The sequence below is a fragment of the Photobacterium sp. CCB-ST2H9 genome, assembly GCF_023151555.2.
Taxonomy (GTDB): domain Bacteria; phylum Pseudomonadota; class Gammaproteobacteria; order Enterobacterales; family Vibrionaceae; genus Photobacterium.
The window spans coordinates 539,612-561,798 of record NZ_CP100426.1; the positions used below are offsets into that span (position 1 = coordinate 539,612).

At 49.2% G+C, this 22,187-nt stretch carries 21 protein-coding genes, 1 pseudogene and 1 riboswitch; of the genes and pseudogenes, 3 read left to right on the forward strand and 19 right to left on the reverse strand.

From position 1 onward, the window contains the following. Positions 1-44: 44 nt before the first annotated feature. The 9 genes from L4174_RS19015 to L4174_RS19055 all read right to left on the reverse strand — a co-directional run bounded on the left by L4174_RS19015 (position 45) and on the right by L4174_RS19055 (position 8,745). Positions 45-203, reverse strand: a complete 159-nt coding sequence (locus tag L4174_RS19015) for a YoaH family protein (RefSeq protein ID WP_248142337.1) — start codon at positions 201-203, stop codon at positions 45-47. Between the two features lie 80 nt (positions 204-283). Continuing rightward, positions 284-1,480 carry an NnrS family protein gene (locus L4174_RS19020; protein ID WP_248142336.1) on the reverse strand — a complete coding sequence of 399 codons (1,197 nt, stop codon included), beginning with the start codon at positions 1,478-1,480 and terminating at the stop codon, positions 284-286. Positions 1,481-1,584: 104 nt separating this feature from the next. Next, positions 1,585-2,448 carry a DUF2861 family protein gene (locus L4174_RS19025; RefSeq protein WP_248142335.1) on the reverse strand — a complete coding sequence of 288 codons (864 nt, stop codon included), beginning with the start codon at positions 2,446-2,448 and terminating at the stop codon, positions 1,585-1,587. Next, complete coding sequence (locus L4174_RS19030; protein ID WP_248142334.1) at positions 2,445-3,113, reverse strand: response regulator transcription factor; 669 nt, start codon at positions 3,111-3,113, stop codon at positions 2,445-2,447. The genes L4174_RS19025 and L4174_RS19030 overlap by 4 nt, the downstream gene beginning before the upstream one ends. Next, positions 3,088-4,527, reverse strand: a complete 1,440-nt coding sequence (vxrA, locus tag L4174_RS19035) for a sensor histidine kinase VxrA (protein ID WP_248142333.1) — start codon at positions 4,525-4,527, stop codon at positions 3,088-3,090. The genes L4174_RS19030 and vxrA overlap by 26 nt, the downstream gene beginning before the upstream one ends. Before the next feature lie 211 nt (positions 4,528-4,738). After that, positions 4,739-6,118 (reverse strand): Re/Si-specific NAD(P)(+) transhydrogenase subunit beta, encoded by a 1,380-nt coding sequence (pntB, locus tag L4174_RS19040; RefSeq protein ID WP_248142331.1) that lies wholly within the window; start codon positions 6,116-6,118, stop codon positions 4,739-4,741. A gap of 14 nt (positions 6,119-6,132) precedes the next feature. Continuing rightward, positions 6,133-7,671 carry a Re/Si-specific NAD(P)(+) transhydrogenase subunit alpha gene (gene pntA, locus L4174_RS19045; RefSeq protein WP_248142328.1) on the reverse strand — a complete coding sequence of 513 codons (1,539 nt, stop codon included), beginning with the start codon at positions 7,669-7,671 and terminating at the stop codon, positions 6,133-6,135. A 383-nt stretch (positions 7,672-8,054) separates the two neighbouring features. Further along, a complete protein-coding gene (locus tag L4174_RS19050; protein WP_248142327.1) occupies positions 8,055-8,336 on the reverse strand; it encodes an HlyU family transcriptional regulator in 282 nt (93 codons plus the stop codon). A gap of 217 nt (positions 8,337-8,553) precedes the next feature. Beyond that, positions 8,554-8,745 carry a hypothetical protein gene (locus L4174_RS19055; protein ID WP_248142323.1) on the reverse strand — a complete coding sequence of 64 codons (192 nt, stop codon included), beginning with the start codon at positions 8,743-8,745 and terminating at the stop codon, positions 8,554-8,556. Positions 8,746-9,266: 521 nt separating this feature from the next. Between L4174_RS19055 and L4174_RS19060 the strand changes: the two genes are divergently transcribed. Then, entirely contained in the window at positions 9,267-9,956 is a 690-nt protein-coding gene (locus tag L4174_RS19060; RefSeq protein ID WP_371929431.1) for a hypothetical protein, read from the forward strand. Positions 9,957-10,252: 296 nt separating this feature from the next. Then, a riboswitch (FMN riboswitch) is annotated at positions 10,253-10,463 on the forward strand. Positions 10,464-10,610: 147 nt separating this feature from the next. Next, positions 10,611-11,300, forward strand: coding sequence for a 3,4-dihydroxy-2-butanone-4-phosphate synthase (ribB, locus tag L4174_RS19065; RefSeq protein WP_248142319.1), 690 nt, complete (start codon positions 10,611-10,613; stop codon positions 11,298-11,300). A gap of 275 nt (positions 11,301-11,575) precedes the next feature. Here ribB and L4174_RS19070 read toward each other — a convergent pair whose 3' ends face one another. Beyond that, positions 11,576-13,378 (reverse strand): bifunctional UDP-sugar hydrolase/5'-nucleotidase, encoded by a 1,803-nt coding sequence (locus tag L4174_RS19070; RefSeq protein ID WP_248142316.1) that lies wholly within the window; start codon positions 13,376-13,378, stop codon positions 11,576-11,578. A 185-nt stretch (positions 13,379-13,563) separates the two neighbouring features. After that, positions 13,564-13,956 (reverse strand): VOC family protein, encoded by a 393-nt coding sequence (locus tag L4174_RS19075; RefSeq protein ID WP_248142314.1) that lies wholly within the window; start codon positions 13,954-13,956, stop codon positions 13,564-13,566. 243 nt (positions 13,957-14,199) lie between these two features. Here L4174_RS19075 and L4174_RS19080 point away from each other — a divergent pair, with 243 nt between their 5' ends. Further along, positions 14,200-15,858 (forward strand): DUF2813 domain-containing protein, encoded by a 1,659-nt coding sequence (locus L4174_RS19080; protein ID WP_248142305.1) that lies wholly within the window; start codon positions 14,200-14,202, stop codon positions 15,856-15,858. A 24-nt stretch (positions 15,859-15,882) separates the two neighbouring features. On the opposite strand, the gene L4174_RS19085 is transcribed toward L4174_RS19080, so the two are convergent. From L4174_RS19085 to L4174_RS19120, 8 genes and pseudogenes are all read right to left on the reverse strand, one after another. Next, the gene (locus L4174_RS19085) at positions 15,883-16,425 is read right to left on the reverse strand and encodes a DUF3833 domain-containing protein (protein ID WP_248142304.1); all 543 of its coding nucleotides are present in this window, start codon (positions 16,423-16,425) and stop codon (positions 15,883-15,885) included. A gap of 42 nt (positions 16,426-16,467) precedes the next feature. Continuing rightward, positions 16,468-16,977: a chalcone isomerase family protein gene (locus tag L4174_RS19090; protein WP_248142297.1), complete on the reverse strand. Its 510-nt coding sequence runs from the start codon at positions 16,975-16,977 to the stop codon at positions 16,468-16,470. Between the two features lie 12 nt (positions 16,978-16,989). Then, the gene (locus L4174_RS19095) at positions 16,990-17,496 is read right to left on the reverse strand and encodes a DUF2878 domain-containing protein (protein WP_248142293.1); all 507 of its coding nucleotides are present in this window, start codon (positions 17,494-17,496) and stop codon (positions 16,990-16,992) included. After that, positions 17,493-18,731 (reverse strand): cyclopropane-fatty-acyl-phospholipid synthase family protein, encoded by a 1,239-nt coding sequence (locus L4174_RS19100; RefSeq protein ID WP_248142289.1) that lies wholly within the window; start codon positions 18,729-18,731, stop codon positions 17,493-17,495. The genes L4174_RS19095 and L4174_RS19100 overlap by 4 nt, the downstream gene beginning before the upstream one ends. Before the next feature lie 195 nt (positions 18,732-18,926). Further along, positions 18,927-19,682 (reverse strand): annotated as a pseudogene (locus L4174_RS19105) (DUF1365 domain-containing protein); the annotation flags it as partial. After that, positions 19,679-20,965, reverse strand: coding sequence for an NAD(P)/FAD-dependent oxidoreductase (locus L4174_RS19110; RefSeq protein WP_248142288.1), 1,287 nt, complete (start codon positions 20,963-20,965; stop codon positions 19,679-19,681). The gene L4174_RS19110 and the pseudogene L4174_RS19105, both read right to left, overlap by 4 nt. Further along, positions 20,965-21,693 (reverse strand): SDR family NAD(P)-dependent oxidoreductase, encoded by a 729-nt coding sequence (locus L4174_RS19115; RefSeq protein ID WP_248143320.1) that lies wholly within the window; start codon positions 21,691-21,693, stop codon positions 20,965-20,967. The genes L4174_RS19110 and L4174_RS19115 overlap by 1 nt, the downstream gene beginning before the upstream one ends. Next, complete coding sequence (locus L4174_RS19120; protein WP_248143319.1) at positions 21,693-22,115, reverse strand: nuclear transport factor 2 family protein; 423 nt, start codon at positions 22,113-22,115, stop codon at positions 21,693-21,695. The genes L4174_RS19115 and L4174_RS19120 overlap by 1 nt, the downstream gene beginning before the upstream one ends. Positions 22,116-22,187 lie beyond the last annotated feature (72 nt).

The window sequence follows — 22,187 nt, forward strand, 5'->3', positions numbered from 1 at the left end:
GATCATGCAAAGCCCCCTTTTCTATAAACACAGTTCCAGGCAGATTAACTTTCTTTGCTTTCGCTTTTTTCCTGGCGGATCTGCTCTGCAACCAATCTAATCGCTTCGCCGCTGCTCATACCTGTTGCCATCAGCTCATGAATTTTCTCTGCTGCTTTTTGCTGCTCTGCATGAGACAGAGAAACAGACGAGTCACCAAACATAACGGGTCCTGTACATCAATCTGAAAGGGAGGCCATTCTAACGACTCTTCCGAAGTGTGTCACTTTCAATTCATTCATGCCTACCCTGGGTGCCCGTCCGGACGCGCGCGCGTTAAAATCGGCCAGAAGACCACGGCAAAAATCCCGAAAGAAAGCGCCCACAATAATGCTGATAAAACATAAGCCTGCATAGTGAGCGATGGAAATAACGCAATCAGTAAAGTTCTGACACACAGTGCAAACACCAAAGCAACAAATGCCAGCTGTATCCATTTTCCAGTCTGCAAGATTCGACCTGTATGCCCTAAGGAGACACGCGCTATCATCGCCAGCACCATACAACCAATACCACCCACCGTCAGTACATGTACTGCGATACTGTAACTGACTGATTGCGGCATCAATTGCGACAAGCCTATCAGCAATACGCCCAGTATTGTGGCGTAAAAAGCCAGATGTAACATCCAGAGCAAAGGAATTCTGACAGTTTTCAGACTGCGCCACCGCAAAATACGCGGAATTTGCACCAATGCTGAAACCACACACAGCCAGCCGAACCAAGATGAAGGCAACTCAGGGTTTATCACCACAGCCGCAAGAAAAACCAGCCACATAGGCCAAAGTGCAAGATGTTCACACCATGGAATACGTGTAATCGGCTCTGTTTGCGTTCCTCTGGCCGTGAAAAACGGAATCACTCTCCCTCCCATCACAGACATCAGTACCGCAATTAACAGAACGATTTGCAATGCAATGCCTCTTAGCCCAACCGTTCCCCAGCCCAAGGTGACACCATGCATGCGAATATTCAAAAATAGCAGCATACACAGAAGCGGCACAAAAAACAGGTTTCGCCACTGTCTTCTGACCATGATAGGAATTGAAAGATAGCAAAGGGCAAGGATGAGCCATGCCTGATCGATGATCATCCATGCGAAATGCGGTGAAGCAAGCAACAAAAGTAAACGTGCCGCAAACCAGGCAAAAAAGATGGATGCCAGCTTCCATCCATTTACTCCGGGCACCCCTGTCCAGTTTTGAACGGCCGTCAAAAGAAATCCGACAATCATGGCGCCCGTAAAACCGATCAGCATCTCATGAGCATGCCACCAAATAGGATGACCATACATCGGGAGTAGTGCGTTACCTGACCAAAACAGCGCCCACAGTAACATAGCAACGACGGAAAACAGGCTGGCTGACAGAAAGAACGGCCGGAAGGCCAGACGAAAAAACGGGGGGATGCGAAGTGCTGAGGCTTTATCAACGATCTGCATACATCATCTCGGGTGACAGCAAAACGTCAATCTTATCATGTGCGCCAAATTCAGGTTTGATTCAGCACAAAAAACCAGGACTCATTCGTCCTGGCTTTCAATGTTCAAAAATCCGGATAATCGACAGGTCGGGTGATACGCTGAATATCCAGGATCGAAATATCGCCCTGCCAGCGGCTCTCGACCAGACCAACACTCAGCCAATATCGACCATCAGGTACATCAATCGCCGGCAAGCTGGTCGGCAGTTTCCCATCCACATCCTGAGTCCAGATAGGAGTCCAGTTTGTATCATTTAAATCAAACAGACTCATAGACAATACCGGGGACGGACAAGTCGTATTCGGCAGCACTTCCCGCTCGATTCGCCAGTTTTTACTGTCTTTCCAGCCAATCTTTTGTTTGGGATCAGGCTTGGTCAATATGACCCAGGAACTCCAGCGCCTGTCGTTGTCTGCTGAGATTGTCAGTTGATACAACCCCGCGGACAGCGGTTCATCTAAACGACGTGATTCAGACACAAACAGTCCGCTTTCCGAAATTGTCGGATTCGGGAGCTGAAAGTCGCTGTTCGGCCAGCGGGAAAAGGTAACGCTCAGTTGCTTTTCCCGGGTAATACCGGTAATCGACAGTCTCAGCAAAACCTGATTCAGGTTCTGTATGACTTCACGGCGAATCGCAACTTTCGACAACCACTCCGGCAAACTCCTTTGTTTCAAACTGAAACCACAATCTTCTGTGATGGCAAGCTCCAGTAAGTCATTCAAATTCGCCTGCTGTTCATCCGTCGGGTTTTGCTGCCATGCCTGGACCATGGTGTCGAAACTGGCCGCCGTATTTCCCTCCAGCAATCGCTGATGGGCAACGGTATACAGGTCCTTTCCCACAAACCACTTTGCAGAAGCCTGAGGGGCGATCAACATCCAGGCGACCACCCCTAAGACAGGAGAAACCCACAACGACTTCATTCTTGCGGCGCTTTCATCCGGTAGCCGACCCCACGCAGCGTCTCGATTTCGATGCCTGGCAGCTTTTGACGGAGCTGCAGAATGTGGGTGTCGACAGTTCGCGTTGTCGGGTAATGGTTGTATCCCCAGACTTGATCCAATAATTCATCGCGGGTGAACACTCGGCCGGAATGTTTCGCAAGGAAAACCAGCAGTTCAAACTCCGTTCGGGTCAGCGTGACTGACTCACCTTTCTGCTTCACTTCCCGGCTTTCAAGGTTGATCAGGGTTTCACCAATCGAAATAATATTCGCGTTTTGTGGCTCTGAGTCGCCATTACGCAGATGCACTCGAATCCGGGCTAACAGTTCTTCTTCTGCAAAAGGCTTGGTCAGGTAGTCTTTAGCTCCAGAATCCAGGCCGATGACTTTATCATTCACAGAAACCATCGCCGTTAACAAAATAACCGGTACAGACTTCAGCTTTAACCAGTCTTCGAGGTAAGACAGAGAGTCACCTTCCGGTAACTGGCGATCCAGAACAACCAGATCAGCATTTGGCCATAGCGGTGCCACGTTGGTTGCACAGTCAGCGTACAGACATTCATAGCCTGCTTCTTTCAAACATTCGAGCAAACCATCAGCAAGGTTGCGGTCATCTTCAACCAGTAGCAGAGTTTGATTCACACGGTATCTCCAAAATAAAAGTGGTTGGCGGACCTATCAGTTTCATCCGCCCGCCCATTCGACGGATCATCGATTCAACGATTGTCAGTCCTAATCCAAGGCCCTTTTCACTCACGAACGGCTTTCTCAGCCGGGCCCAATCCTTGCTACCTAAACTTCCCTGGTCTTTGACGATGACAATCAGCTTTCCATCTTTGAACGATGACGTTAATTCAATCGGTGCTTTTCCGTATTTTTGAGCATTGGACAGCAAGTTATCAATGCAGGTTCCAAGCCAGTACATATTGATGTTTACCGCACGGTCATCAGTAAGTGACAGCGTCACATCATAAGGTTCAGCAATAAAGTCAATCCATTCATTAAAAGACTCGAGATGCTGAACACTCAACTCCTGATGATTCGCCTGCAAGTAATCCTTACTGGCCTCAGCCAGTTGCCGCAAACGCCGTGAGTCTTCAGTTAATCGCCTGAACTCATCATATAGGGTTTCAGGCAAAGCATCAAAGTGACGACGGAATCCTTCCACCGTCATGCTCAGACTTGCGATGGGTGTTCGAAGCTCGTGAGTCAGAATTTGCAGAACCAGCATGCGCTCCTGCAATGCCCGACGACGGATTCGCCAACGGTACATGACCCACCCCATCAGCAAGCCGATATTCACAACCAAAAGGCCTGCTAGAAGATAGGTAGTCAAATGAGATTTATCTTCTTCCTGCCAGCAGATATTACCGCTCTTGACCAGACAAAAATCAGTCGCGATCAGGCGGGTAAAGTGCAAATCATGCTGAGCTAGTGCATGAGCCCAGGTTGGTTGATCGTAAATAAAGTATTCGTTGCCATTGCGAATCCAGAGCTCTCCATTGGAAACAAAAGCTTCCGCGCCGGCAATAAACACCCGAATTTCTTCACTGCTCATGCGCTGCAAGCGCCCAAGCACAGTATCTGTTGCAGCCAGTTCCCTTTCCTGAATATGAAGGTACGGCTCCAGTTCTTTTTGCCGGTTCGGAAATTTCTCCAGATAGCGGGCAGCATAACTCCCGCCACCGGGATGAATATACCCCGCCCGCACAAACCAGCCTCTGGGTAAAACCGTGTTGTTACACATCGCGCGTGTGAACACCACCGGGTGAGTCACCAAGGGGCTGACCGGCCATGGTCCCTTACAGGTTTCCATACTCTGATAAAGGTGGCGCAGTGCAGCCAGCGGATACTTAGCCGATTGGGGTAAAAGACTGGATGGCAGCAATAAAGGTGTCGGATATCGGCTTTGTAACTGTCGAAAATCGTATGTCGCTAAGGGTTTACTGGATAGCAGCTCAGCACGGGCCGCTGCCATACGATCAGGCAAGCTTTCCGTCTCTGCACGAAGACAGCCAGTAAACAATAAAGAAATAATCAAGACATACTTTTTCATAGCGCGACAGTGTAACACTCACTTCACCCGGTTTGTCAGAAAATTGTCATGAGATCAGCTAACTATAAGGGCTTGGACAAAAATCGTCATGAATTTCGTTTATGACCATTTCGAAGAGTTAGGTTGGCCCCCGGTGACCAGAGAGCCTCTTTGCCGCAGACATAAAAATGCCGCTCAGAGAGCGGCGTTTGTCATAAACGAACATCAGTTCTTAAAGAAAGCGCGCAATATTTTCTACACTTTCTTTGGCATCCCCAAACAACATCTGTGTATTGTCTTTAAAGAACAGCGGGTTCTGAACACCTGCATAACCGGTATTCATTGAACGCTTGAATACAATCACATGCTTGGAATTCCATACTTCCAGCACGGGCATCCCTGCGATTGGACTGCCTGGATCTTCCATCGCCGCCGGGTTCACCGTGTCATTTGCACCAATAACCAATACCACATCTGTTTCCGGGAAATCGTCATTAATTTCATCCATTTCCAGGACGATGTCGTAAGGTACTTTGGCTTCAGCAAGTAGAACATTCATGTGGCCAGGCAGACGACCTGCAACCGGGTGAATCCCAAAGCGAACATTGACACCTTTCGCACGGAGCTTTTCTGTAATCTCGTGGACAGGATACTGCGCCTGCGCTACAGCCATACCATACCCCGGCGTGATAATCACAGAGCGGGCATCTTTCAGCATTTCAGCCACTTCTTCGGCAGACGCTTCGTGATGTTCACCGACCTCTTCATCACCTGAAGACACAGCACCATCAGTACCAAATCCACCTGCAATCACACTGATAAACGAGCGGTTCATTGCCTTACACATGATGTATGACAGAATCGCACCAGAAGAACCAACCAGCGCCCCCGTCACGATCAACAGATCATTTGCCAGCATGAAACCCGCTGCCGCAGCTGCCCATCCGGAATATGAGTTCAGCATGGAAACAACAACTGGCATATCAGCCCCACCAATGGATGCCACCAGGTGGTAACCAAAAGCAAACGCGATCAGCGTCACCAGAATCAGTGGAAAAATGGATGGATCCGGGTCAACAAAAACAATCAGTAAAAAGACAGAGACCAGAACAGCAGCCAGATTCAGCTTATGCCGGTGCGGCAACATCAGCGGTTTGGATGACATGGTGCCACGCAACTTACCGAATGCGACGACAGAGCCGGTAAAGGTTACGGCACCGATAAACACACCCAGGAAGATTTCAACCAGATGAATGTTTTGCATGGCACCCGATAATGGCTCGCCGTGATCGAGAAAAGTATTAAAGCCAACTAAGACCGCTGCCATCCCCACGAAACTGTGAAGAATCGCGACCAGCTCAGGCATCTGTGTCATTTCAACTTTCTTGGCATAATGAATACCAATCGCACCACCGATAATCATCGCCAGAATAATCCAGCCTGTACCGGCAGATTCCGGACCGAAAATGGTCGCAATCAGTGCGATGGCCATCCCGACCATCCCAAAATAGTTACCAGACCTAGCGGATTCCTGCTTGGATAAGCCCGCCAACGACAAAATAAAAAGGACAGCAGCAACAATGTAGGCCGCTTGTACAATTCCTGCAGACATTGGTGACAACTCCCTTACTTATCTTTACGGAACATTTCAAGCATCCGCTTGGTGACTGTAAAACCACCAAAGATATTGATACTTGCAATGAGAACAGCAATAAAGGCAAGGAAAGACACGGCGCCAATTCCCTGACCAATTTGCAACAGCGCACCGACAATGATGATGCCGGAAATAGCATTCGTGACCGACATCAATGGCGTATGCAGTGCATGCGTGACATTCCAGACCACGTAGTATCCAACCACGCACGCCAGAACAAAGACCGTAAAGTGAGAAAGGAATTCAGCCGGAGCAGCGTTCGCGACCCAGCCAAACAGTAAGATCCCCACAGCCATCAAGCCATACTTCTTCGCTGGCGCCATAGGCGCTTTTTCAGCTTTGACAACTGGCTGAACGGCTTTCGTTTCTTGCTGCGGTACAGCGGAAACTTTAATCGGTGGTGCTGGCCAGGTCACTTCACCGGCTTTCACAACAGTCAGGCCCCGAAGCACTTCATCATCAAAATCGATATTGATGTTTCCGTCCTTCTCTTTACACAGCAACTTCATCAGATTCACTAAGTTTGTTGCGTAAAGTTGGGAGGACTGGTTCGGTAAACGGCTGACCATATCTGTGTAACCGATAATTTTCACACCATTTGGCGTTGTAACAACTTTATCAGCCTCGGTATAAGCACAGTTACCACCATTTGCAGCAGCAAGGTCAACGATCACACTGCCCGGTTTCATGGAGTCAACCATTTCCTGAGTGATCAAACGCGGGGCGGGACGGCCCGGAATCAGTGCCGTTGTGATGATAATATCTACATCTCTCGCCTGCTCAGCATATAAACGTTCTGCAGCACGGTTAAATTCGTCAGACATTTCTTTGGCATAACCATCGCCAGTGCTGGTATCTTCCTTAAAATCGACTTCAAGGAACTCAGCGCCCATCGATTCAACCTGCTCTTTTACTTCAGGACGAACATCGAACGCACGAACAATAGCACCCAGGCTACCGGCTGCACCAATGGCTGCCAGGCCAGCAACACCGGCGCCTGCCACCAGAACTTTTGCCGGCGGAACTTTACCTGCAGCCGTAATCTGGCCGGTAAAGAAACGACCAAATTCATGGGCAGCTTCAACGACAGCACGATAACCAGCAATATTGGCCATAGAACTCAGTGCGTCGAGCGCCTGAGCACGTGAGATACGCGGCACTGAATCCATTGCCATGACATTGATATTTTTACTGGAGAGCTTCTCCATCAATTCAGGATTCTGGGCCGGCCAGATAAAGCTGACCAGACTGGCTCCGTCTTTGAGGCGATCAATTTCATCAAAAGTTGGGGCATTCACTTTGAAAATCAGATCTGATTGCCAGACCTCATCCGCAGAGACAACACTGGCACCTGCGGCCTCAAATGCGGCATCATCAAAACTCGCATGTATACCAGCATCGTGTTCTACTGCGACACTGAATCCCATTTTCAACAGCTGCTCAACCGTTTTCGGCGTCGCAGCAACTCGCGTTTCATTCGCGAGGCTTTCTTTAGGCACACCTATCTGCATCGTTATTCCCTGAACAGTAGCAAAATTGTACACATTTCGTTTCCAGTGCTTCACAACACTGCCTGAAGCGAAAGGAACAAATACAACACTCTTTAATTTGAGACTAAAAAACGGATGTGATTCGCTTCCGTTGAAGTGAATGACATCAATGACTCACGGGCAGAACTACAGTTCTGAGCTGATCTTCAGATTCCGACAAAATGACCGAAGCTTCATTGATCAGCATCACCACTATCTACCGTTTTCTCCCAACAAATACCCGGGGCTAACCACTGGTTTCACCTGAATGGCTGAAACTGTGGCCCGGCAACCCCTGAAAAAGTGCCGGCCTCTAAAGCTGGTTGTCACGTGTTGCCATCACTCCTTTTTGACAACACGATTGCTTACCGGAACATGGCCTCACCAGTCTGATCGATGAACATTTTGGCTTTATTCAACATCAAAGACTTTGCATCTTCTTTACTCGCGAGTAAATCCGAACGAATAAAAGAATGCGTCTTCAATTCACCATCACATTCTTTGCAAATCCGACCCGCAATACGAAACTGACCACCTTCAGCAATTGGCTCAGGATAAATCAAATATCCCTTGTATTCTTCCGGTGTGTCTTCAACGGGCTGCGACTGAATGGGTTGCTTTCCAAAGAGTTTTGACCAAAAACCCACGAAGATACTCCTCTTCGATTGAATGCATGACACTATCATGCCATATGCTTCTGTAAAATAAACCCAACCAGATGAAAATCTGATAACAATGATGAAAATGTTCTAACTCAGAGAGATAGATGCGGTTTTACGTAAGTTTTCAGATAAGAAAAATTCAGCATAAAAAAACGCCGACCCTAGGTCGGCGCTTCAGATGTTCTCTTCAGGACATTCTAACTTAACGAATCAGACCAATGTCTTTTTGTAAGTGAACCGGAAGCTGAGAAACCTGATAGGTTTTCACAGAGTCCTGATGAGGGAATAAAACGTCCAGCGCGTGTGCAATCAATCCTTTGATATTCAGCGAATAGGCTTTTTTATCCATTGCGTCCTGAGTTGCGATGGTATTGTAGTGCATTGCCTGTGCCATGATTGCCTCTCAAAAATTTGGTTAGTTGTTGTTCTACAGGGCAAATACTAACCGCTTGATTTTTGAACTGAAAATGACATTTTTTCCCACGATAGATAAGAAAAACTAATCTGTTAACCAAAGGTTTCAAGCTCTGAAATGGTAAAAAATAAATACGCTCAGGGAGTGAATAATCTGTCGCAAAATGGTATCTATTTATGCCTATTTAGCGTATTGCACGTGATTCACCAAAGCCAAAATCACATTACATTAACAATAAAAAAGGTTTGAACATGTTAGCCCTGCTTGCGAGACACTCATCAATCTTATTAATCCTTGCAGCCTTCACAGGATTTATCTTTCCGGATATTTCTTCTGCCATATTCCCCTTCCTTCCTTATATTCTTTTCTTTCTGATGCTATTTACGTTAATTGGAATAAAACAAGGCGATCTCATCAGATTATTATTTCAAATCAGGACTTGGTTATACGCGTTTTATCATGCAGCTTTACTCTCAATCTTCACTGCCGCCACAGCGTACATGCTGGGTGCTTCAGACACCTTGATTCTTGCGATCACTGCAGTTGCAGCGACAGGTTCTTTGTTTGCCACACCAGCCATTGCCCGTTCAGTCGGATTAGATGTCATGGCAGCCATGGCCATGACAATTGCCACCACCCTGTTGATGCCAGTGGTTCTGTACATGAACCTGGTCCTGTTCCAGCAAGATAGCTTTCAACTGGATTTACTCAGTTACTTTCAGCGTCTGATGATCTTTATCTTTGGTCCGATGCTGTTATCGGCCCTGAGTCATCGCTATATCCCGAACCAGATTCTGAAACGTGCCCACAGCAAAATAGCTCAGGTGACAATTCTGCTGGTCCCTGCATTCCCGCTGGGGCTGGTTGCAGATTTCCGTGATCTTTTTGATCACTCATGGCAACAGGGGTTGATTTACTTTGGTTACGGGATGGCCATTTGCGTTGTATTTTTTGTGACAGGCTTTCTTTTATTTATGCGACGAAGCCTGCAAGACGGCCTGTTAGCAGGGATTACTTCTGCAAACCGAAATGTGCTTTTAACATTTACCGTAGCCGGATCAGCCCTTGGACCCGATTATCTGCCTCTCATTGGCGCTCTGCAATTGCCTATCTATACCATGCCGTTAGTCTTGAAATGGCTGGGGAACAGTTTATTCTCCGGATCACGGAGCCAGTCATCCGCTGCATAATCATCACGTTCTCTAACAGGCTGTGTATCATCAGCACGGCCTGAAAGCCTCTAAAACCCTTTCAGCAACACGACAATGAATCTTGAACTGGCAATGTATTCGCTCCGATAATCACTCAAGAACCTGCCAATGTCAGATCCGGTCATAGATCTGAATTATCATGTCTGCTTATTTCCCCGACGAAAAACCGTTCGCTTTTCAAGCAAATCATCCATAAATCATGTCGTTAAGATCATGAATCGCTCAGAATGTGAGACTTGTCTTGCTCTCTGGTGAGAAACTTCATTATTATCAGCAAGTATTCTCAGGGCGGGGTGAAATTCCCCACCGGCGGTAACTGTTGAAAACAGCAACTCATAACACACTGTTTTCACGGAAGCCCGCGAGCGCTTCATCGCTGTCACACTTTGGTGTGGATGAAGGTCAGCAGATCTGGTGTAACCATGCATCCTGAACGTATGGTGAGTCCAGAGCCGACGGTTATAGTCCGGATGGAAGAGGATCAGCGGGGATTTTCTCTTGCTTTTACAACAGATCAGCGAGTCTGTGACTTGCCTGATCGCGCTTTTCTGTAAAGCTATTTCAGCCTTGGCTGAAACGCTGTCTTGTTGCGCCCTGATTCTGGTAACGAAAAATCATGTTGGAGTTAATACCATGAATCAGTCTTTACTTTCCCCTTTCGGTTCCGCTTTTGAGCGGGTTGAAGCCGGTATTCAGGCCATACGGGAAGGCCGTGGTGTCCTGGTCGTCGACGATGAAGATCGTGAAAACGAAGGTGATATTATCTTTGCTGCCGACACACTCACCGCTGAGCAAATGGCACTGATGATTCGCGAATGTTCCGGTATCATTTGTCTCTGCCTGACCCAGGAACGGGTTGATCAGCTTGAATTACCGATGATGGTTAAAAATAACACCAGTGCAAACCAGACTGGTTTTACCGTCACTATTGAAGCTGCAGAAGGCGTCACCACCGGTGTCTCCGCAGCAGATCGCGTCACCACGATCAAAGCCGCTATCGCAGAAAATGCAAAACCGGGAGACTTGAACAGACCCGGCCATGTGTTTCCCCTGAAAGCCAATTCCGAAGGCGTACTGGGACGCCGGGGCCATACAGAAGCAACCATTGACCTGATGCGTCTGGCCGGACGTCAGCCATTTGGCGTACTTTGCGAGCTGACCAATCCAGACGGTACGATGGCCCGTTTACCTGAGGTCATTACCTTTGGGCAGAAGCATCAAATGCCGGTGTTAACCATCGAGGACTTGGCCGCTTACCGGCTCGCACAACTGGCGAAGCATCACGAAATTGAAGAAGTAGGTCCTGAGACTGCTTGCGCCTGATCACCGAATGAACAAAACAGAGACCGTAACGTACGGTCTCTGCTTATATCCCGCTGACTGGCATCCAGTACATCAGTGCGCTCCAGGCCACCACCCAAACACCAATCAAAAACGCATCCATCCAATCACGATTCATCACTACCCCCTGACTAACTGACTTATCAAGAAGAAGTCGACGGAATAGCCGGAGGCATTAAAAATTGATTAGAAATTCACCTTCTGCCATAAAAAAGCCTGACTCAATCGCCAGGCTGAATGAATGACGCACGAATGAATTAAGCCGCGCCTTGTTCCTGTTCGTGAGCTTCACACTCGCAAGGAATATAAGTGATGAGATCGTTCTGGGGTGCAGAGAGAACCTGTTGTTCCCGCGCATAACTTTCAAAGGCTTCTGCCATCGTGCAGTCCAGTGAAACCGGCGCCATTTCACAATCCAGCAACGCTTGATAGCCTTCTTTTCCTGTCGCGGTGTAACCGGAAGAAACTGAGGTATACACTTCATCATCCCGAAGCGGTTGCCACTGGCCATTTTTGAAGAACTCCAGCGCTTCAATTCGCTGTCCTTTCGGCTGACAACAGCGATACGTGAAACGTAAAAATGCGGTATACGGGAAACTGCCGGTTCCGGTACCTTCCACGCCATTATCCACGGCATTATCAATGGCACCTTCCAGCGCTGCCCGTATCTTGACCCCTTTCACCTGATAAACCATCAGACCAATCGCAAAAGGAAGCAGCCGGCCTGCAATATCAGCAGATGAGATCGGCCCCGGATTGAGTGACGTTCTCACCCCACCAGCATTGTGAATCCCGAAATCAACATCATATCCCGCAAGACGTCCCTGGCGAACAAAGCTTTCTACCACCAAAGGGGCAATCGCGCTGCCGCCGTGACTGTCCGGTACACGGACATGACGCAGCGTTTCAGTGATATCCGCGACATGATTCGTCTGACGCTCGCGAACAGCTGGCCGGTAATCCAGATTCAGAATATTTTCGATCACCGGATCTTTGGCGCACATACTGATGTTGGTTTGTTCTTTCAGATAGTTTTTGACCGCTTCATGACAGTCCGGGTCCAAATGCTCATTCCGGGTTGCATCCAGCGTGAACTGGCGTCCCAGCAACAGCTGATTACCGCCACTGACCTGCTCAACGGTACCATCAGCAGCAAAATCTATATGTATCTGACCCAGCGCGAGTGCGTGGCACCCTGCCTGAACAACACAAGTACCATTCACCTGAATTGCGTACTGATCCGTTTCGCCGTAACCGATATTGGTGAAATCACCCTGCATGGTATGGGTATGACCGCCGATAATGACGCCCAGACCATCAATCTGCGCTGCCAACTCCAAATCCCGTTCGTATCCCAGGTGGCTGAGCAGAACAATTTTATTGATTCCTTTGTCACGCAAAGCAGCAATCGTATTTTCTGCCACTTGTACCACTGAACGGAAAGAGGTATCCGGATCCGGATTGGCGATTTTATCCATGTTTTCGATCGTCAGACCAAAAAGCGCAACCGGCTCACCCTGCACCTCTTTGACGATATATCGTGCACAGCCAGTGATGTTGTCGTATGCATACAGATTGGACTTGTCGCGCAACGGGTTCCGCTTTGTCTGATCTTCCTGACTGAGATCCCAGTTACCGGCCATCATCGGAAAGTTCACCTGATCCAGAAAATCTGCCACCAGCGAATTGCCCATATCCAGCTCATGATTCCCCAGCGCCATGGCTTCAACCCCGACAGCATTCAGTAACCGGGCATTCGCCTGTCCTTTAAACAAAGAAAAGTACAAGGTTCCCTGGAAACAATCACCGGCGTGAACAAACATAAATTCACGCCCGTTCAGGTAAGCATATTTTCTGGCTTCTTTTACCGCCGTAGATACCCGCGCAAAACCACCGCAGCTGGCGTACACCGTTGTCTTCCCGTGGCTGGTACTTTCTGTCAGAGAATGAGGATGAATGACATGCTCAGGTAATGTCAGCAGCACCGCAGAAGGTTCAAAGTGGGAATGTGTATCGTTGATATGAGCAATGGTAATTTGAGCTTTATTGTTTTGGGTCATACAGGCTTGGTGTTCTCCATGAATGTTGCAGTCGGATATGATTGTTATCACATAATCCTTAGAATCATACAGCAAAGGTTACGAAGAAGGGGATGAATATCTCATCTGTCATGAAAATATCATCATTTACTCTGGCAGAATACACAAAAGGCAGCGGATAGGCTGCCTTTTGAATCCCGGCACAATTATTGATAATGCCCGTGGCGCTGAAGCACTTCAATCTTATAACCGTCCGGATCCAGGACAAAAAAGAAACGTGCAATTAACTGTCCGTCCCGGGAGAACTCTTTGATATCTAATGGTGCATACCCCAGTGCTTTGAATTTTTCATGCTCTGCATCCAGATCATCGACGGCGACTGCAATATGACCATAGCCACTGCCATGGGTGTATGGCTCCGCCCCTTTGTTCCAGGTCAGTTCCAGTTCCATATCGTTTTCATCATTTCTCAGGTAGACCAGACTGAAGTCATCAAAGTCCAGACGAGAAGAAATGTCTAAATCCAGTGCCTGCTTATAAAAAGCCAGCGATTTCTCCAGGTCGTGTACACGCACCATGGTGTGAATAATTTTTGCCATCAGCCAACTCCTGAATAACCGGCACTTATGCCCGTGTTTAAGTCTTGTAAATACAAAGCCATTGCCCGTGCTTTCATATCTGGCGGACTATAACAATCCGGGCAAGACATCACAAGTTGCATCATACTTTTATCATTCGTTATAAAAATCAACGGGTTCAGACAATTTTGTGACCATCTCCATGCACACATTGGCCGCGAATGCTATAGGCTTAGAAGAGAAGAAGAAAATGGCTGGTGAATTATGCATTTAAGCAGAATTGAAATTTCGGGTTTCAGAGGCATCAGACGCTTGTCTCTGACGCTAAATGAACTGACCGTGCTCATTGGTGAAAACACCTGGGGTAAATCGTCGCTGCTGGATGCGCTCAGTATTGCGCTGTCTCCTGACGGCAAATTCCATAACTTCAATTTCTCAGATTTTCACGCAGACTATTCTCTGGGCCACACCAAAGTCTCTCAACTTCAGATCATTCTCAATTGGGTGGAAGATTATCCGGGTGAGCATAAAGCCAGAAGATACAAAGCCTTTGAGCCCGTCTGGGTTAACCTCGGGAAAGAAAACAAACAGCTTTACTACCAAATCAGCAGTGAGCGTGAAGAAGACAAAGTCACCACAGAGCGCAACTTCCTGAATACAAGCGGTGACATTATCCCGTGTAAAGAGACGCAAAAGCTCGTCAAACAGCTCATGGTACTCCATCCGATTGTACGTATGAGAGACGCAAGACAGATGCGGATGGACTGGAATGAGAAGCCGGATGAAAACAATCAGGAGCTGAAAAACGATATCAATATGCGCGTTGAACGACGGCTGGATAATACCTGTCGTCGCTTGTTGACCCGGCCCGGTTATGTCAGCGGGGATGAAATCAAAAGCAGCATCCGGGCATTACGGACACTGGTAGAACATTACTTTGCATTCACACCGCACCACAAGGTTTCCCGTTCCGAGCATATTCACTTGCCCGAACATAACCAGTACTCCCCCAACCCATTGGAAATGCTTGCCCGTCCTGAAATGACCAAGCAAAACAAACTGGTTCTGATGGGGCTGATAAATGCCTATATCCGTGCCCGTGGTCCGGTTGAACTGAAACGGATCTCCCGTCCCATTATGGTACTGGAAGATCCGGAAGGTCGTCTTCATCCGATTATTCTGCACCAGGCCTGGGCATTTGTCGCAAACATGCCCATGCAGAAAATACTGACGACCAACAGTCCGGAGCTGGCTTCTGTCGTACCGCTTCACAGTATTAAAAAACTCAACCGGGAACCGGACAGAACCCGGGTCTACAGCCTGGACAAACACAGCCTGAGCCGTGATGAGCTGCGCCGGGTTGGTTTTCATGTCCGGTTACACCGTCCTGCGGCGCTCTATGCCCGCGCCTGGCTGTTGGTCGAAGGTGAAACGGAAGTCTGGCTGTTGAATGAATTCGCTTATCGTTGCGGTTATAACTTTGCTTCTGAAGGGGTGCAGGTTATCGAATTCGCCCAAAGCGGTTTAAGGCCTATCATCAAGATTGCCAAACTGATGGGCATCGAATGGCATGTAATTACCGACGGAGATGCCGCCGGGAAAAAATATGCAGAAACGGTCCGCCATATGCTGGGCAGTGAATCTGACAAACACCGGCTGACCATGCTCCCTGATCTGGATATTGAGCATTATCTGTTTAACCACGGTTACGAGCCCTTGTTCCGGAGACTGGCCCGTGTCTCTGCCGATTATCCGGCACCACCGAAGAAAATTATTCAGAAAGCCCTGAAACATCATGCGAAGCCGGATGTCGCGCTGGCCATGGTTGAATTTACAGACAGCAGTGAAATCGACCATATACCGACCCTGCTCAGATGGCTGCTGAAACGTATGGTTGCCCTGGCCCGGGCCGCAACGTCGTAACACGAAGCACCACCAGTGACGCTGTCACCCCTTTTCAAAAAACAGGGTGACAGTGCCGACATGAAATCCCCATTTACTCATCCGGGCCACATTGAACATCCGGAAATCATCCTGCAGAAACATCCAGTCATCAAAAGCGATATCGTACGTGGTGTCATCAACCGGGACCCGCAGCGTATACTGCCAGTTCAGAGCATTTCCCTGTACTTCCCCGGTTGCTTCCCCGACAACATCACCGGCTGTACCGGTCAGCCGCCCATTAGCGTGACGGGTAATCGTCCAGATCCGTTGCTGCTTTTCACCATCATCGAAGACAAAATGTTCTTTCAGCGTCAGCACATTGCCCTGAATCGTTCCGGTAATATCCACCGAAAACCGGCGGGTTTGCTTCCCCGAGCGATCCTGGAGCATTCCCCAAGCCTTCACATTGCCCTCAAAATAATGGAACAGATCCAGCTTCGGACGTTGATACTGATGTTCTTCCACTGACGTCGAACAACCACTGAGTACCGATATCCCAAGCCATATCAAAATGAACAAAGCCGGTAATCTGATCATACGTTGCATACTGATTCTCCTGCCAATAAGTGAAAGCTGAACGATGTTTCGCTATGCCTGACCAATCAGCTGCTTTCTGAGTTCAGGGTATTCTGTATCGGGTGAGAGCCAGATATTCAGGAATGCTTTCGCCATTTCCTGATCACGGACCTCTCCAATCACCCGATTGTCCTGATAAAAAGTGCCGCCGGCAGGATGGACCACGAAAATCAACCGATCCCCCTGACGCACATCCGGCCAGATATCAGCCAGAACCCTCAGCCAACGCTGCCGCTTCATTGCAGGGAAACCCAACTTTTGCCATTGCTCATCCGTTGCTTCCAGCAAGTCGTCTTTGGGTATATTCCGCCGATACTTGATCACCAGCGCTAAAGATGACACCTGGTCCGGTTTATATTGCCCGGAAGGTGAGCGGAGCTGAGAATCGTATATGACCCAGGGTCCCCATTTTAAAGTGGCTTCACCAACGGTCGGCCACATCTGCCAGGGGCCCGTCGCCAGCGCTGACAGCGGGGTCAGAAGCATGAGTAAACCCAGCTCGGAACGTTTCAACAGACGCATGACACTTCTCCTCTATCGAAGTCGCCAAATCCATACCAGCGCAGTGAAAGCCAGCCAGCAACCGCTGACAATCAAAAAGGTAACTTTTGTCCCCAGCGGCCAAACAATGGCACCCAGTTTTAGGCCTGCCAGATAGCTGCTTGCGCCGCCCAGGCTTCCTGCGAATAACAAGATCACAACTGAATAGCGTCTTAAGTTGCGATGAATGAACCAGAGGAAACTGGTAAACCCCAACCACAACGCTGCCAGCCAGAGCGGGATCAAGCCGCCCTCAAACTGATAAATTCCCAACCAGAGCAGGAGGCTGTCCATTGCACAACCCAGCATGGCTACAGGCAAAACAAAGAACAGCGACTGCGGATAACGTCCCCAGCAAGTCAGCAATGACAACCCAAGCAGCCACAGCCAATCATTCTGGCCCACGACGGCCACGACCCAGAACAGGTTGAATACCAGTCCGGAGACAATCAGCGCTTTTGTCGAACGCGCTGTGTTTTCCCGCAACTGAAGTGCGTTCATGCTCCCCATCTCGGCCTGCTGGCAAGTACCTGAACCGTACTGATCGTCTGCTCTCTGAACCCGCCTTCGCAGTAACACAGGTAATAACGCCACATCCGGATGAAACGTTGGTCAAATCCCTGTTTGATTAACTTCTCAGTACTGGCGTTAAACAACTGATGCCAGTCCGCCAGAGTACGCGCGTAATCCAGACCGATATCTTTCAGATCTCTCAGTACAAAATCGCTGTACTGTGTCAGGCTCTGCGCCAAATGTGTGACTGAAGGTAAGAAACCGCCGGGAAAGATATGTTTCTGAATAAAATCAACTCCTTTGCTGTAACTTTCAAAACGCTGATCCGCTATGGTGATCGCCTGAATCGCGAAAAGACCGCCGGCTTTGAGCAAAGACTGACACTTCCGGATATAAGTCGCGAGATAGGCTTTCCCCACCGCTTCAATCATTTCCACCGAGACCAGTTTGTCGTATTGTCCGGTCAGCTCCCGGTAATCCTGACGCAGCAAGGTAATCCGATCTGCCAGCCCCTCTTGTTCCACCCGGACTTTGGCATATTCATACTGCGCATCTGAAATGGTGGTGGTCGTTACCCGACACCCGTAATGTTTGGCCGCATGGATCGCCATTGCACCCCAGCCGGTTCCGATCTCAAGCAGATGATCCGAGGGCTTTAATTCCAGTTGCCGGCATAACCGGTCCATTTTATTGAACTGGGCCTGCGTCAGAGATGCGCTCTCTGAATCGTAAATTGCACAGGAATACAGCATTTGCGGGTCTAGGAATGTGCGGTAAAAATCATTTCCCAAATCATAATGAGCCAGAATGTTTTTCTTCGAGCCGGCTTTATCATTCTGTCGGTTCAGATGCAGCCAGTGCTCACGGATTCGGGTCAGCCAGCTGGTCTTCGCCTCCAGTGTATCCAGCATGGCCAGATTACGGGCCAGCACCTGTACGACAGCAGTGATATCCGGCGAATCCCACCAGCCATCCATATAGGCCTCACCGGCAGCAATACTGCCGCCTTGCAGCAGTCTGCGGTAGAGCGCAGGATCTTTGACCAGAACATATGCCTGGCAATCGGCTGTCTCATCTCCGAACCTGTGCGTATCTCCCCGGCTGTCAACTAAAGTCAGTCCGGCATAGCGAAGTTGCTTCAGCAGCGTAAAAACCAGTGTCCGGGCGACTGAGCCGGCTTCCGGTTTCGTACTGTATCTGCTTTTCGTTTCTGTATTCGACATTGTCTGACCTCAGCGATGTGTTGAATGATGTTGCCCGGCATCCTGCCCAGGCTTATACACGGACTTTTGTATCGGGCCGTTCCCGGAACTTTGAAAAGGGGGTTGCACATTCCCCTGAAGAGAACCGGATATCACATCCGGTACTGAATCGTGTTTTGAATCGCCGTCTTTTGGCGATGCATGTGCTGCCGTGCGCGGATGTCCGTGAAACGGAACCCCTTTCCACCACAGTTTCATTGCCTGCCAGTAAATTCCGGCAACCACTTTCAGGGTTTGAACCGGCGTCTGACGCAGCAAACGCCACAGCACGTTCGTGCGAAAATCCTGTCTGCGCAAAGCCATGGTGGCGTCCATCACCACATCACCAGCGTCAGTATCATGAATATCCAAATGAACAAGCAGTTGATTTTCTGAAACTTTCAAACGCCAAAAATAATGCTGAGCCATTGGATTGAAGGGCGACACATGAAAAGCCTTGTTCTGAAACCATTGCTTTTCATGCCAGTCCGACACAGCAGGCACAGCATAAAAATGACGCTGATTCCACGGGGTGTTGCTGACTTCAGCCAGCAGCCAGCGCCATTCGCCCTGTTCGTTGAAACAGTAATAAAGGTTGATCGGACTAAAATAGATTCCGAAATAACGTAACTGACAAAGTTGCTTCACTCTGCCGCCGGTGAGTTGCTCCCCCGTCAGCTTGAAGACTTTGTCCAAAACCTTGTCTTTCAGGGGGCCCGTCCCTTCACCGCGCAGGTAATCTTCCCGTCGCCACCTTACCGGGTGATACCATCGTTGTCCGAACCCGCGCACCTGAGTACACAGCAGATCCAGCTCATCGAGTTCGATCAAGGGCATGAACATGGGATAGCTGAACGCATGCTTTGCCGGAGTAAAACGACGGTGCCGGACTTGCCCGACATACAGACCGCTCTGTAAGCTGCTCAGATTCATGAGACGAACTCCGAACGATCACGGGCTGTATCTCTCTTCAGGATTTCAATCTCTCTGACCACGTCCAGTGCACTCCGGACCCCATCTTCGTGAAAGCCGTTATACCAGTACGCCCCGCAAAACCAGTATCCTTGCTTACCGTTGATCAGTTCACGCTGCTGTTGTGCTGCAATGGATGCGACATTGAAAACCGGATGCGCATAAGTAAACCGACGCAGGATCTTTTCAGGATCAATATCCTGAGTCCGGTTCAGGGTCACACAGAAGGTTTCCGGTGCTGACAGCCCCTGCAGAATGTTCATGTTGTAGGTCATGCTCGCAAGCCGGTGTTCATGGTCAGCAGCATGCGGGAGGTGATAATTCCATGCTGCCCAGGCACGTCTGGTATTCGGTAACAGGTTCGTATCGGTATGCAGAACAACCTCATTGTCCTGATAAGGAATAGCCCCCAGTACCCGTGATTCCTGCACCGTTGGATCGGCAAGCATCGCCAGAGCCTGATTGCTGTGACAGGCAAATATCACCTGATCGAACAAGTGAGTGCCCTGTGACGTTGACACCGCAATGGCTGGCCCGCAACGCTCAACACGGCGAACCGGTTGGTTCAGGTGGATCCGATCCTCAAAATCCCGGACCAGACTCCGGACATATTCCCGGGAACCGCCCGGAACGACAAACCACTGCGGTCGGTTGGTCACTTCCAGTAACCCATGATGACGAAAGAAACGCGCGAAAAACGGGAACGGAAACGCCCGCATGTCCGACAGAGTTGAGGACCAGATCGCCGCTCCCATGGGCAAGATGTAGTTCTGGCAGAAAAACGGACTGAATTCATGCAGGCTCAGGAACTCACCCAGCGTGATATGATTCATTTCGTCCAGACTGGCTTCTCTGGCGAGCTGATTAAACCGCAGGATCTCGCCGATAAACCGGTAATACCGGGGACTGAAAAAATTCCGCCACTGAGCAAACATAGACAGCGCATCATGACCGTTATATTCCAGTCCGATGGCTTCATTCTGAACACTGAAGCTCATTTCAGTCGGCTGACGGCCAATACCGATTTCCCGCAGCAAGTCTTCAAAATTCGGATAAGTCCTGTCATTAAATACAATAAAACCGGTGTCGATTGCATAGCATCCGCTTTCCACCTCAACATCGACGGTCGCGGTATGTCCGCCAATATAGTCATTCGCCTCAAAAACAGTGATGTCATGGCGTTCGCGCAGTTTCCAGGCACAGGTCAGTCCCGCAATGCCGGTTCCGATAATGGCTATCTTCATTATTTTTTCCCTGTCATTCGTTTCACGATCGCCAGCTGCAACGGCATAGGGAGCAGCGACAGAAATTTCAGATACCCGCTGAACAGTGGCGGGAAATGAATTTGGGATTTCCGTTTTTCAATTCCCTGACGAATTTTGTGCGAAGCATATTCAGTGCTCACCCGCATCGGCATTTCAAAATCATTTTTATCCGTCAGCGGGGTTTCAACGAATCCCGGGGAGACCAGCGTGATTGTGATCCCTCGTCTTGCCAGGTCCAGTTTCAGACTGTTGGTCAGATAATCGACTGCGGCTTTTGATGCCCCATAAGCCTCGGTCCGCGGGAGTGGAACAAAGGATGCCGATGAACTGACCATCACCAAATGGGTCGTTTCCGTAAAATGAGGCTGCATGGCCTCAATACAGTTCAGCAGGCCGAAGAAATTGACATCAAACACACGATGAAACAAAGCCACATCCACTTCACCGTGCTCGATATACTCACAGGTGCCCGCGTTCAAAATGATCAGATTTGGCCTGACGGTCGGATCGCCCAAGGCATCATGCGTTGCCTGATAATCAGAAATATCAAAGGCCAATGGCGTGATCCGTTCACTGACATTTGCAACCTGCTGCAACTTTTCCAGTGATCGTCCGCAGGCAATCACCTGCCAGCCTTCAACGGCATAATCTTTCGCAAGCTGAGCGCCGATGCCGGAGCTGGCGCCAGTGATCAGCACAGTCGACATCATGACAAACCTGCCTTAATGGTTTTGATGACCCGGCCCAGTATAGGGATACCTTCGTACACCATTTCTCCCAGATCGAAATAGTCACGATGGTAAATCACCCGGTTCTCCTGAAACCGAAGCACAGAACAGCCTTGCACCTGACGAAGCTGGCCCTGATCAATCCGGGGATGGGCGAAATTCATGGTCCAGACCACGCAGCCCTGTTGTTGATCGGCCTGGTTCTGAACCAGAGTCTGATGAATATCAAACCGGCAATGTGTCACATGTTTGTATAACTGAAGGAAGTAATCATCAAGTGCTTGCCAGCCCATCACCCGGTGAGCCGGATCTTCAAACACCACATCCGGATGATAAAGATCCGCCAGACTGGCCAGGTTGTGTTTATCCAGATTGGTGTAGAGCCGGACAAAAGTGTCCATGACGGTTTCCGTTTCCGGGACATCCTCTCCCCGGACAACATGGGTGCTGTTCAGATCGCTCATGGGTTTGCT